The organism is Pseudomonas sp. T8 (genome assembly GCF_024610635.1).
Lineage (GTDB): Bacteria > Pseudomonadota > Gammaproteobacteria > Pseudomonadales > Pseudomonadaceae > Aquipseudomonas > Aquipseudomonas chlororaphis_I.
The window spans coordinates 6,239,867-6,253,156 of sequence record NZ_CP102374.1; the positions used below are offsets into that span (position 1 = coordinate 6,239,867).

Genomic DNA, 13,290 nt, shown 5'->3' on the forward strand with positions numbered 1-13,290 from the left:
CGGTCAGCAGCTGCACAGCGCCTGATCCAGGACCTGGCGCAGTTCCAGTGGGTGATCGACCACCACGTCGGCGCCCCAATGCTTGGGATTGTCGTCCGGATGGATGTAGCCGTAGGTCACGGCGGCGGTCCTGGTGCCTGCATCGCGGCCCGATTCGATGTCGCGCAGGTCGTCGCCGACGAACAGGACGCTGGCCGGGTCGAGGTCGAGCATCTTGCACGCGAGGATCAACGGTTCCGGATCGGGTTTGCTGTTCTTTACGTGATCCGGGCAGATCAGCAGGGCGGAACGTTCCGCCAGGCCCAGCTGCTGCATGATCGGCTCGGCAAAGCGCACCGGCTTGTTGGTGACCACGCCCCAGAGCAGATTGGCCTTCTCGATATCGGCCAGCAGCTCGGCCATGCCGTCGAACAGCTTGCTGTGCACCGCGCAATGCTTGAGGTAGCGCTCCAGGAACTCCAGGCGCAGTTCCTCGAAGCCCGGGGATTCCGGGTCGATCGAGAAGGTCACGGCCACCATCGCCCGGGCGCCGCCGGAGATTTCGTCGCGAATATGCTTGTCCGCGATCGGCGCCAGGCCGCGGTCGGCGCGCATGGCCTGGCAGATGGCGATGAAGTCCGGCGCGGTGTCGAGCAGGGTGCCGTCCATGTCGAAAAGAACTGCTCTGATACGCATGGGCTTATTCCTCTCGCAGGGTCTGGATCATGTAGTTGACGTCGACGTCGGCGGCCAGCTTGTAGTGCTTGGTCAGCGGGTTGTAGGTCAGGCCGATGATGTCCTTGACGGTCAGGCCGGCGTCGCGGCTCCAGGCGCCCAGTTCGGAAGGGCGGATGAATTTCTTGAAGTCATGGGTGCCGCGTGGCAGCAGCTTCATGATGTATTCGGCGCCGATGATGGCGAACAGGTAGGCCTTCGGATTGCGGTTGATGGTGGAGAAGAACACCTGGCCGCCGGGCTTGACCATGCGGAAGCAGGCGCGGATCACCGAGGACGGATCCGGTACGTGTTCGAGCATCTCCAGGCAGGTGACGACGTCGAACTGCTCGGGCATCTCCTCGGCCAGGGCTTCGGCGGTGATCTGCCGGTATTCGACGTTCACCCCGGACTCCAGTTGATGCAGCTGTGCCACCGCCAGCGGGGCCTCGCCCATGTCGATGCCGGTTACCGTGGCGCCGCGCTGGGCCATGGCTTCGCTGAGGATGCCGCCGCCGCAACCGACGTCGAGGACTTTCTTGCCGGCCAGGTTGACGCGCTCGTCAATCCAGTTGACCCGCAGCGGGTTGATATCGTGCAGCGGCTTGAATTCGCTTTCGCGGTCCCACCAGCGATGGGCGAGGGCTTCGAATTTGGCGATTTCGGCGTGGTCGACGTTGCTCATGGGTAATCCTCTGAATCTGGAAAATGCTTGCTATCGGTCTCGAGCCGCGGCTCGAGGGTTCCTGCTATTCGGTATGGCCGCTGATGCGCCGGCCCCAGGCTGTCGCCGTGGCGTGCAGCTGTTGTTCGTCCAGGCGCGTCAGGCGCCGGTCGTCGAGCAATTGCTTGCCGGCGACCCAAAGGTGTTTCACGCAATCGCGGCCGGTGGCATATATAAGCTGCGAAACCGGGTCGTAGATCGGTTGCTGCGCCAGGCCGGACAGATCGAAGGCCACCAGGTCCGCGGCCTTGCCGAGTTCCAGCGAGCCGATTTCGCTCTCCAGGCCCAGGGCCCGCGCGCCGTTGAGCGTGGCCATGCGCAGTGCCTGGTGGGCATTCAGGGCGGTGGCCGAGCCCGCCACGGCCTTGGCCAGCAGCGCGGCGGTGCGGGTTTCGCCGAGCAGGTCCAGGTCGTTGTTGCTGGCGGCCCCGTCGGTGCCTACTGCAACATTGACGCCAGCCTGCCACAGCCGTTCCACCGGGCAGAAGCCGCTGGCCAGTTTCAGGTTCGACTCCGGGCAATGAATGACATTGCTGTTGGTTTCTACCAGCAAAGCCAGGTCGTCATCGCTGATTTGGGTCATGTGTACGGCCTGGAAGCGCGGCCCGAGCAGTCCCAGCCGCGCCAGGCGGGCCAGGGGCCGTTCACCGTGCCGGGCGATGGCCTGTTCCACCTCGAAGGCGGTTTCATGGACATGCATATGAATGGATGCATCGAGTTCTTCGGCAATGATCCGGATCTTCTCCAGGTTTTCGTCGCCGACCGTATAGGGCGCGTGGGGGCCGAAGGTGATCTTGATGCGCGGATGATGCTTGAGGTCGCTGAACAGCTCGACGCCCTGGCGGATGGCCTCGTCGGCGCTGTGGGCGCCCGGAATCGGAAAGTCGAGGATCGGAATGGCGATCTGCGCCCGAATGCCGCTGTTGTGCACGCGCTCGCTGGCAACCTTCGGGAAGAAGTACATGTCGGAAAAACAGCTGATGCCGCCTTTGAGCTGTTCGGCGATGGCCAGGTCGGTACCGTCGCGGACGAAGGCTTCATCGACCCATTTGGCTTCGGCGGGCCAGATGTGGTTTTCCAGCCAGGTCATCAGCGGCAGGTCGTCGGCCAGGCCGCGGAACAGGGTCATCGCCGCGTGGCCGTGGGCGTTGATCAGGCCGGGGCTGAGCAGCATGCCAGGCAGCTCGCGGACCTCGGCAGCCTGCAGCTTCAAGGCTTCGGCACGCGGGCCGATGAATACGATGCGGCCGTCGCGGATACCCAGGCCGTGCTCCTTGAGCACCACGCCGGCCGGTTCAACAGGCACCAGCCAGGTCGGCAACAGGAGTAGGTCGAGCGCAACGACAGGGTTCGGCATCGAAGATCGGTTCCAGGGCGTTTGTGGAGGATGGCGAAGTATACCCGAGCGTCTTCGCCGGGGGATCGCTATAATCGGCGGCTTTTGTTCATGAGTGCGGGGTGAGGGATGCGCGACCGACTGTTGGCTGCGGAGAAGGTGAAGGCCATCGATTGGCGGGATGACGCCCTGTATCTGCTCGATCAGCGTATTTTGCCCTTCGAAGAACGCTGGATCGCCTACACCAGCGCGGCGGGCGTCGCAGGCGCCATTCGCGAAATGGTGGTGCGTGGTGCGCCGGCGATCGGCATCAGCGCCGCGTATGGCGTGGTCCTGGCCGCGCGCGCACGTTTTGTCGCCGGTGGCGACTGGCGGGCGGCGATAGAGGAAGACTTTGCGCTGCTCGCCGATTCGCGCCCGACCGCGGTCAACCTGTTCTGGGCGCTGAACCGCATGCGTGAGCGCCTGGAGCGCCTCAAGGACCACGCCGACCCGCTGGCGGTGCTGGAAGCGGAAGCCCTGGCCATTCATGAAAGCGACCGCGAAGCCAACCTGACCATGGCCCAATTAGGTGTTGACCTGATTCGCCGGCATCAGGGCAATGCCCAGGCCATCCTGACTCACTGCAACACCGGCGCCCTGGCGACCGGTGGTTTCGGCACGGCCCTGGGGGTGATTCGCGGGGCCTTTATCGAGGGCATGGTCGAACGGGTGTATGCCAATGAGACCCGTCCCTGGCTGCAGGGCTCGCGGTTGACCGCCTGGGAGCTGGCCAACGAAGGCATCCCGGTGACCTTGAATGCAGACTCCGCTGCCGCGCACATCATGAAAACCAAGGGCGTGACCTGGGTGATCGTCGGTGCCGACCGCATTACTGCCAACGGCGACGTGGCGAACAAGATCGGCACCTATCAGCTGGCGGTCAATGCGATGCACCACGGGGTGCGTTTCATGGTGGTCGCGCCGAGTTCGACCATCGACATGGCCCTGGCCAGCGGCGAAGACATTCCGATCGAAGAGCGTGATGGCAAGGAGTTGCTCGAGGTCGGTGGCAAGCGGGTCGGGGCGGATGTGGAGGCCTACAACCCGGTGTTCGACGTCACCCCGGCGGACCTGATCGACGCCATCGTCACCGAGAAAGGCATCGTCGAGCGTCCCGACACCGCAAAAATGGCCCAGTTGATGTGCCGCAAGCGCCTGCACTGAGGTCATTTTGCAAGAGGTTTCGCTGACGGCTGCCGTGGGGCGGTCGTCAGTCCGGGAAAAAATCTGCATTTAAGTGCGGAATCCGCCTCTGAGCTTCTCTCGTCTCTTATCAGCCTGTCACCGGTCAACTAACTATGCTCCATGCGCATCAGGGGGATAGGTGCGTGGCGGCGATTGTGATAACATCCGGCGGTTTCCAAGGTGGTCCGAAGTGACCGCCTTCACTGCGCAAATCCATGGCATAACTTGTTGATTTGTCGTAAGTCGGTGCATGGCACTAGGCCTGCAGCGGCGAGCTTCGTTCGTCCCATATGGATGTGACGAAGTTTCACCAGAAAAAGGAATCAGGCTTCTCATGGGCGAACTGGCCAAAGAAATCCTCCCGGTCAATATCGAAGACGAGCTGAAACAGTCCTATCTCGACTACGCGATGAGCGTAATCGTCGGGCGGGCACTGCCTGATGCGCGCGATGGCTTGAAGCCCGTGCACCGGCGTGTGCTGTACGCGATGAGCGAGCTCGGTAACGACTGGAACAAGCCGTACAAGAAATCTGCCCGTGTTGTCGGTGACGTGATCGGTAAGTATCACCCGCACGGTGATACCGCGGTGTACGACACCATCGTTCGTATGGCCCAGCCATTCTCCCTGCGCTACCTGCTGGTAGACGGCCAGGGTAACTTCGGTTCGGTCGACGGCGACAATGCGGCGGCCATGCGATACACCGAAGTGCGCATGACCAAGCTGGCGCACGAGCTGCTGGCCGACCTGCACAAGGAAACCGTGGACTGGGTGCCGAACTACGACGGCACCGAACTGATCCCCGCGGTCATGCCGACCAAGATCCCCAACCTGCTGGTCAACGGCTCCAGCGGTATCGCCGTGGGCATGGCGACCAACATTCCGCCGCACAACCTCGGCGAAGTCATCGACGGTTGCCTGGCGCTGATCGACAACCCGGAACTGACCGTCGATGAGCTGATGCAGCACATTCCGGGCCCGGATTTCCCGACTGCGGCGATCATCAACGGTCGCGAAGGCATCATCGAAGCCTACCGTACCGGTCGCGGACGCATTTACATGCGTGCCCGCTCGATCATCGAGGACATCGACAAGGTCGGTGGCCGTCAGCAGATCGTCATCACCGAGCTGCCTTACCAGCTGAACAAGGCGCGCCTGATCGAGAAGATCGCCGAGCTGGTCAAGGAGAAGAAGCTCGAAGGCATCACCGAGCTGCGCGACGAGTCCGACAAGGACGGTATGCGCGTGGTGATCGAGCTGCGCCGTGGCGAAGTGCCGGAGGTGATCCTCAACAACCTCTACGCCCAGACCCAGCTGCAGAGCGTGTTCGGTATCAACATCGTTGCGCTGATCGACGGTCGTCCGCGGATCCTCAACCTGAAGGACCTGCTGGAAGCCTTCGTGCGTCACCGTCGTGAAGTGGTGACCCGCCGCACTGTGTTCGAACTGCGCAAGGCTCGTGAACGTGGCCACATTCTCGAAGGCCAGGCAGTTGCCCTGTCGAACATCGACCCGGTCATCGCCCTGATCAAGGCTTCGCCGACCCCGTCGGAAGCCAAGGAAGCGCTGGTCAGCACGCCTTGGGAATCCAGCGCGGTGATGACCATGGTCGAGCGCGCCGGCGCGGATTCCTGCCGTCCGGAGAACCTCGATCCGCAATACGGTCTGCGCGACGGCAAGTACTTCCTGTCGCCAGAGCAGGCACAGGCCATTCTGGAACTGCGTCTGCACCGCCTGACCGGCCTCGAGCATGAAAAACTGCTGGCCGAGTACCAGGAGATCCTCAACCAGATCGGCGAGCTGATCCGCATCCTCAACAGCGCCACGCGCCTGATGGAAGTGATCCGCGAAGAGCTGGAAGTGATTCGCGCCGAATACGGCGATGTGCGTCGCACCGAGATCCTCGATGCCCGTCTCGACCTGACCCTGGGCGACATGATCCCGGAAGAGGAACGCGTCGTGACCATTTCCCACGGCGGTTATGCCAAGACCCAGCCGCTGGCTGCGTACCAGGCCCAGCGTCGTGGCGGTAAAGGCAAATCGGCAACCGGCGTCAAGGATGAGGACTACATCGCTCACCTGCTGGTGGCCAACAGTCACACCACGCTGTTGCTGTTCTCCAGCAAGGGCAAGGTCTACTGGCTGAAAACCTACGAAATCCCCGAGGCTTCCCGTGCCGCCCGCGGCCGTCCGCTGGTCAACCTGCTGCCGCTGGACGATGGTGAATACATCACCACCATGCTGCCGGTCGAGGAATACACCGAAGGTCACTACATCTTCATGGCGACCGCCAACGGCACCGTGAAGAAGACCCCGCTGGAATCCTTCAGCCGTCAGCGCAGCGTTGGTCTGATCGCGCTGGAACTGGACGAGGGCGATGTGCTGATTTCCGCCGCGATCACCGATGGCGAGCGCGAAGTCATGCTGTTCTCCGATGGTGGCAAGGTGACTCGCTTCAAGGAGTCCGACGTTCGTGCCATGGGCCGTACCGCCCGCGGTGTGCGCGGCATGCGTCTGCCGGAAGGGCAGAAACTGATCTCCATGCTGATCCCGGAAGAAGGCAGCCAGATCCTCACCGCTTCGGCGCGGGGTTATGGCAAGCGTACGGCGATCACCGAGTTCCCTGAGTACAAGCGTGGCGGTCAGGGCGTTATCGCCATGGTCAGCAACGAGCGTAACGGCCGTCTGGTCGGCGCGGTTCAGGTGCTCGACGGCGAGGAAATCATGCTGATTTCCGACCAGGGCACTCTGGTGCGCACCCGGGTCGACGAAGTGTCCAGCCTGGGTCGTAACACTCAGGGCGTGACCTTGATCAAGCTGGCCAACGACGAAACGCTGGTAGGCCTGGAGCGGGTTCAGGAGCCGTCCGAAGTCGAAGGCGACGAATTGGAAGACGAAGATGGCGAGGTGCTCGAGGGTGCCGTGCTGGATGCGGCGACCGACTCGGATGATGCCGTCGAAGGCCAGCAGGCTGACGCCGCAGGCGAAGAAGAGTCGCAAGACTAAATAAATCGTAGCAGGGCAGAGTGTTTGCTCTGTCCGCTACCGTGAATGCATAGCGAGAGTGGATGTGAGCAAACGAGCCTATAACTTCTGCGCAGGTCCCGCTGCGCTACCTGAAGCTGTCCTGTTGCGTGCCCAGGCCGAATTGCTGGATTGGCATGGCAAGGGCCTGTCGGTCATGGAGATGAGCCATCGCAGCGATGAGTTCGTCTCCATTGCCACCAAGGCCGAGCAGGATCTGCGTGATCTGCTGAATATCCCCTCGAACTATAAAGTGCTGTTTCTGCAAGGCGGCGCCAGCCAGCAATTTGCTCAGATCCCACTGAACCTGCTGCCGGAAAATGGCACTGCCGACTATATCGACACCGGTATCTGGTCGCAGAAAGCCATTGAAGAAGCCTCGCGCTACGGCCATGTCAATGTGGCTGCCACCGCCAAGCCTTACGATTATTTCGCCATCCCTGGCCAGAACGAATGGCAGCTGTCGAAAGACGCGGCCTACGTGCACTACGCGCCGAACGAAACCATCGGCGGCCTGGAGTTCCAGTGGATCCCGGAAACCGGCGACGTTCCGCTGGTGGCCGACATGTCTTCCGACATCCTCTCGCGCCCTGTGGATATCTCCCGTTTCGGCATGATCTACGCCGGCGCGCAGAAAAACATCGGCCCGAGCGGCATCCTGGTCAATATCGTTCGCGAGGACCTGCTGGGTCGCGCGCGCTCGCTGTGCCCGACCATGCTCGACTACAAGGTCGCGGCGGATAACGGCTCGATGTATAACACTCCGCCGACCCTGGCCTGGTACCTGTCCGGCCTGGTGTTCGAGTGGCTCAAGGAGCAGGGTGGGGTGGAAGCCATCGCCAAGCTCAATGACGTCAAGCAGCGCACCCTGTACGACTTCATCGACGCCAGCGGCCTGTACAGCAACCCGATCAACAAGTCGGACCGCTCGTGGATGAACGTACCGTTCCGCCTGGCCGATGACCGTCTGGACAAGCCGTTCCTGGCCGGTGCCGACGCGCGTGGTCTGTTGAACCTCAAGGGTCACCGTTCGGTAGGCGGCATGCGCGCCTCCATCTACAACGCCGTCGACATCAATGCGGTCAACGCGCTGGTGGCGTACATGGCAGAGTTCGAGAAGGAACACGGCTAATGTCTGAGCAAGAACTCAAGGCACTGCGCCTGCGCATTGACGCTCTGGACGAGAAAGTCCTGGAGTTGATCAGTGAGCGCGCGCGCTGCGCCCAGGAAGTCGCGCGAGTAAAGATGGCCTCGCTGGCCGAAGGCGAAGTGCCGGTGTTCTATCGTCCTGAGCGTGAAGCTCAGGTGCTCAAGCGGGTGATGGAGCGCAACCAGGGGCCGTTGGGCAACGAAGAGATGGCGCGGCTGTTCCGTGAAATCATGTCGTCCTGCCTGGCGCTCGAGCAGCCGCTGAAAGTGGCTTACCTCGGTCCGGAAGGCACCTTCACCCAGGCCGCGGCCATGAAGCACTTCGGTCACGCGGTGATCAGCAAGCCGATGGCGGCGATCGACGAAGTGTTCCGTGAAGTGGCGGCGGGTGCGGTGAATTTTGGCGTGGTGCCTGTGGAAAACTCCACCGAGGGTGCGGTCAACCACACCCTCGACAGTTTCCTGGAGCACGACATGGTGATCTGCGGCGAGGTCGAGCTGCGTATCCACCATCATCTGCTGGTTGGTGAAAACACCAAGACCGACAGCATCAGCCGCATCTACTCCCATGCCCAGTCCCTGGCGCAGTGCCGCAAGTGGCTGGATGCCCATTATCCGAATGTCGAACGGGTTGCGGTTTCCAGCAACGCCGAAGCGGCCAAGCGGGTCAAAGGCGAGTGGAACTCGGCGGCCATCGCCGGCGACATGGCGGCGAGCCTGTATGGCCTGACCCGCCTGGCCGAGAAAATCGAGGACCGTCCGGACAACTCCACGCGCTTCCTGATGATCGGCAACCAGGAAGTGCCGCCGACCGGCGACGACAAGACCTCGATCATCGTTTCCATGAGCAACAAGCCTGGCGCTCTGCATGAGCTGCTGGTGCCTTTCCATGACAACGGCATCGATCTGACGCGTATCGAAACCCGGCCTTCGCGCAGCGGCAAGTGGACCTATGTGTTCTTCATCGACTTCGTCGGCCATCATCGCGATCCATTGATCAAGGGTGTGCTGGAAAAGATCAGTCAGGAAGCAGTGGCACTCAAGGTGCTGGGTTCCTACCCGAAAGCGGTTCTCTGAGGCTTTAACAATGAGTGGCGACTTCCTCGCTCTGGCGCAGCCGGGCGTGCAACAACTTTCGCCTTACGTTCCGGGCAAGCCCGTGGACGAACTGGCGCGCGAGCTGGATATCGATCCGGCGAAAATCGTCAAGCTGGCGAGCAACGAAAACCCGCTGGGTGCCAGTCCCAAGGCGCTGGCGGCGATTCGCGAAGAGCTGGCCGAGCTGACCCGTTATCCGGATGGCAATGGCTTTGCGCTCAAGACCCTGCTGGCCGAGCGCTGTGGCGTCGAGTTGGCGCAGGTCACTCTGGGCAATGGCTCCAACGACATCCTGGAATTGGTCGCCCGTGCCTATCTGGCGCCTGGCCTGAATGCGGTGTTCAGCGAACACGCCTTTGCGGTCTACCCGATCGTTACCCAGGCCGTGGGCGCCGAAGCCCGCGTGATTCCAGCCAAGGACTGGGGGCATGACTTGCCGGCCATGCTGCAGGCCATCGATGCCGATACCCGGGTGGTCTTTATCGCCAACCCGAACAATCCGACCGGTACCTGGTTCAGCGCCGAGGCGCTGGACGAGTTCCTCCAGGACGTACCGGCGCATGTGCTGGTGGTGCTGGACGAGGCCTACATCGAATATGCCGAAGGCAGCGATCTGCCGGATGGCCTGGACTTCCTGGCGGCCTATCCGAACCTGCTGGTTTCGCGAACCTTCTCCAAGGCCTACGGCCTGGCCGCGTTGCGCGTGGGTTATGGCTTGTCGACTCCGACAGTGGCTGATGTGCTCAATCGCGTTCGCCAGCCATTCAACGTCAACAGCCTGGCCCTGGCGGCGGCGTGTGCGGCGCTGGAGGATACCGATTACCTGGCCGAAAGCCGCCGTCTGAATGAGGCGGGCATGCAGCAGCTGGAAGCCGGCTTCCGGGAGCTGGGCCTGAGCTGGATCGCTTCCAGGGGCAACTTCATCGCGGTGGATGTCGGGCGGGTTGCCGCGCCGGTGTTCCAGGGGTTGTTGCGTGAAGGGGTGATCGTGCGTCCGGTGGCCAACTACGGCATGCCGAATCACCTGCGCGTGACCATTGGCCTGCCGGCTGAAAACACGCGTTTCCTCGAGGCTTTGGCCAAGGTTCTGGCTCGTGGTTGATGTCATTCCAGTGCAACCTGCGGTGCCTATGATCGGTCGCCTGGTGGTGGTCGGTCTGGGACTGATCGGCGGTTCCTTTGCCAAGGGCCTGCGTGAAAGTGGCGTATGCCGCGAGGTGGTCGGCGTCGATCTCGACCCGCAATCGCGCAAGCTGGCCGTTGAGCTGGGTGTGGTGGATCGCTGTGAAGAAGACCTGGCGCTGGCGTGCCAGGGCGCTGACGTGATCCAGCTGGCGGTACCGATTCTGGCCATGGAAAAGTTGCTGGCGATTCTGGCCGGCATGGATCTGGGGCAGGCGATCCTGACCGATGTCGGCAGCGCCAAGGGCAATGTGGTGCGGGCGGCGACCGAGGCTTTTGGCGGCATGCCGCCGCGCTTCGTCCCGGGGCATCCGATCGCCGGTTCCGAGCAGAGTGGGGTGGAGGCCGCCAGTGGCCAGTTGTTCCGTCGCCACAAGGTGATCCTGACACCGCTGGAACAGACCGACCCGGCAGCGCTGGCGGTGGTCGACAAGCTCTGGCGAGAGCTGGGGGCCGATGTCGAGCATATGCAGGTCGAGCGCCACGATGAAGTGTTGGCGGCGACCAGTCATCTGCCGCACTTGCTGGCGTTCGGTCTGGTCGATTCGTTGGCCAAGCGCAGTGAAAATCTGGACATCTTCCGCTACGCTGCGGGCGGTTTCCGTGATTTCACGAGAATCGCCGGTAGTGACCCGGTCATGTGGCACGACATCTTCCTCGCCAATCGCGAAGCTGTCCTGCGCACACTCGATACATTTCGCAACGACCTCGACGCCTTGCGCGACGCGGTCGATGCAGGGGATGGGCACCAGTTGTTGGGCGTATTCACTCGCGCCCGGGTTGCTCGCGAGCATTTCAGTAAAATCCTGGCCCGTCGGGCCTATGTGGACGCTATGAACTCCAATAACCTGATTTTCCTGGCAAATCCTGGTGGCCGCCTGACTGGGCGGATTCGTGTACCAGGCGACAAGTCGATTTCTCACCGTTCGATCATGCTCGGCTCCCTGGCTGAAGGTACTACCGAAGTCGAAGGCTTCCTCGAGGGCGAGGACGCCCTGGCGACGCTGCAGGCTTTCCGTGACATGGGGGTGGTGATCGAAGGCCCGCACCATGGTCGCGTGACCATCCATGGCGTTGGCCTGCATGGCCTGAAGCCGGCTCCGGGACCGATCTATCTGGGCAACTCCGGCACCTCGATGCGTCTGCTGTCCGGCCTGCTGGCTGCGCAGAGTTTCGATAGCGTGCTGACGGGTGATGCTTCGCTGTCCAAGCGTCCGATGAATCGCGTAGCCAATCCGCTGCGCGAGATGGGGGCGGTGATTGAAACTGCCGCGGAAGGGCGTCCGCCGATGACCATCCGTGGCGGTCACAAGCTCAAGGGTCTGACTTACACCATGCCAATGGCCAGTGCCCAGGTTAAGTCCTGCCTGCTGTTGGCTGGCTTGTACGCCGAGGGCAAGACCACGGTGACCGAGCCTGCGCCAACCCGTGATCACACCGAACGCATGCTGCGTGGCTTCGGTTACCCCGTAGCGGTCGACGGCGCCACGGCCTCGGTCGAGTCTGGCGGCAAGCTGCAGGCGACCCATATCGAGGTGCCTGCAGATATCTCCTCGGCGGCCTTCTTCCTGGTGGCTGCGTCCATCGCCGAAGGTTCCGAGCTGGTGCTCGAGCATGTTGGCATCAACCCGACTCGTACCGGGGTAATCGATATCCTGCGTCTGATGGGGGCTGATATCAGCCTGGAGAACCAGCGGGAAGTCGGCGGCGAGCCTGTGGCGGACCTGCGTGTTCGCGCGGCGAAGCTCAAGGGGATCGACATTCCGGAAGAACTGGTGCCGCTGGCAATCGACGAATTCCCGGTGCTGTTCGTTGCCGCGGCCTGTGCCGAAGGGCGTACCGTGCTGCGTGGCGCCGAAGAGCTGCGGGTCAAGGAGTCCGACCGCATCCAGGTGATGGCCGACGGTCTGCTGGCCCTGGGCGTCAAATGCGAACCGACCCCGGACGGTATCATCATCGATGGCAGCCAGATTGGCGGTGGCGAAGTGCACGGGCATGGCGACCACCGTATCGCCATGGCGTTCAGCGTGGCCTCGTTGCGCGCCAATGCGCCAATCCGCATCCATGATTGCGCCAACGTTGCCACGTCCTTCCCGAACTTCCTCGCATTGTGCGCGCAGGTCGGCATTCGCGTTGCGCAAGAGGCTCAGTCGTGAACATCAAGGCACCCGTCATCACCATCGATGGGCCAAGTGGCTCGGGCAAGGGCACTATCGCCGGGATTCTGGCCAAGCGCTTGGGTTGGTGTCTGTTGGATTCCGGTGCCTTGTACCGTTTGCTGGCTTTTGCTGCGCGCAATCATGGTGTCGACTTGACCAATGAGGAATCGCTGAAACTGTTGGCGGCTCATCTGGATGTGCAGTTCGTCGGCGCGACCGAAGGTCATCCGCAACGCATCATCCTGGAGGGTGATGACGTCACCGACGATTTGCGCAACGAGCAGGTGGGCGCCTGGGCATCCCAGGTTGCTGCGCTGCCGGCCGTGCGCGATGCGCTGCTGCAGCGTCAGCGGGCTTTTCAGGAGCCGCCGGGACTGGTGGCCGATGGGCGCGACATGGGGACAGTGGTATTTCCCGATGCGCCCCTGAAGATATTTCTCACTGCCAGTGCCGAGGAACGTGCGCGCCGCCGTTACTTGCAGTTGAAGGGAAAAGTCGATGGTGTTAGTCTGTCGAGTCTGCTAGATGAGATTCGTGCGCGCGATGAGCGTGACACCCAGCGAGCAGTCGCCCCGCTCAAACCGGCGGTTGACGCGATACAGCTGGATTCCACGGAGTTGTCCATCGAGCAGGTGTTGGAACGCATCTTGAGTGAGATCGCCATTCGCGATATCACCGGGTGACCAAGGAGGAGCGCAGG

10 protein-coding genes are annotated in these 13,290 nt (G+C 62.3%); 7 read left to right on the top strand and 3 right to left on the bottom strand.

Features of this window, described 5'->3' with window-relative positions:
- Positions 1-3: 3 nt before the first annotated feature.
- From mupP to NRG23_RS28535, 3 genes are all read right to left on the bottom strand, one after another.
- Complete coding sequence (gene mupP / locus NRG23_RS28525) at positions 4-675, bottom strand: N-acetylmuramic acid 6-phosphate phosphatase MupP (RefSeq protein WP_028683086.1); 672 nt, start codon at positions 673-675, stop codon at positions 4-6.
- 4 nt (positions 676-679) lie between these two features.
- A complete protein-coding gene (gene ubiG, locus NRG23_RS28530) occupies positions 680-1,378 on the bottom strand; it encodes a bifunctional 2-polyprenyl-6-hydroxyphenol methylase/3-demethylubiquinol 3-O-methyltransferase UbiG (protein WP_007932212.1) in 699 nt (232 codons plus the stop codon).
- A 64-nt stretch (positions 1,379-1,442) separates the two neighbouring features.
- Entirely contained in the window at positions 1,443-2,774 is a 1,332-nt protein-coding gene (locus NRG23_RS28535; protein ID WP_016704369.1) for a TRZ/ATZ family hydrolase, read from the bottom strand.
- A gap of 108 nt (positions 2,775-2,882) precedes the next feature.
- On the opposite strand from NRG23_RS28535, the gene mtnA reads away from it, so the two are divergent.
- From mtnA to cmk, 7 genes are all read left to right on the top strand, one after another.
- The gene (mtnA, locus tag NRG23_RS28540) at positions 2,883-3,959 is read left to right on the top strand and encodes an S-methyl-5-thioribose-1-phosphate isomerase (protein ID WP_257373100.1); all 1,077 of its coding nucleotides are present in this window, start codon (positions 2,883-2,885) and stop codon (positions 3,957-3,959) included.
- 355 nt (positions 3,960-4,314) lie between these two features.
- On the top strand, positions 4,315-6,984 hold the full coding sequence (gene gyrA, locus NRG23_RS28545; protein WP_009050168.1) for a DNA gyrase subunit A: 2,670 nt from the start codon (positions 4,315-4,317) through the stop codon (positions 6,982-6,984).
- A 64-nt stretch (positions 6,985-7,048) separates the two neighbouring features.
- A complete protein-coding gene (gene serC / locus NRG23_RS28550) occupies positions 7,049-8,134 on the top strand; it encodes a 3-phosphoserine/phosphohydroxythreonine transaminase (protein ID WP_029527103.1) in 1,086 nt (361 codons plus the stop codon).
- Complete coding sequence (gene pheA / locus NRG23_RS28555; RefSeq protein WP_009045010.1) at positions 8,134-9,228, top strand: prephenate dehydratase; 1,095 nt, start codon at positions 8,134-8,136, stop codon at positions 9,226-9,228. Before serC ends, pheA begins: the two co-directional genes overlap by 1 nt.
- 10 nt (positions 9,229-9,238) lie before the next feature.
- Positions 9,239-10,351, top strand: coding sequence for a histidinol-phosphate transaminase (hisC, locus tag NRG23_RS28560; RefSeq protein WP_016704364.1), 1,113 nt, complete (start codon positions 9,239-9,241; stop codon positions 10,349-10,351).
- 28 nt (positions 10,352-10,379) lie between these two features.
- Entirely contained in the window at positions 10,380-12,587 is a 2,208-nt protein-coding gene (locus NRG23_RS28565) for a bifunctional prephenate dehydrogenase/3-phosphoshikimate 1-carboxyvinyltransferase (protein ID WP_257375097.1), read from the top strand.
- A complete protein-coding gene (gene cmk, locus NRG23_RS28570) occupies positions 12,584-13,273 on the top strand; it encodes a (d)CMP kinase (RefSeq protein WP_009045007.1) in 690 nt (229 codons plus the stop codon). Before NRG23_RS28565 ends, cmk begins: the two co-directional genes overlap by 4 nt.
- Positions 13,274-13,290 lie beyond the last annotated feature (17 nt).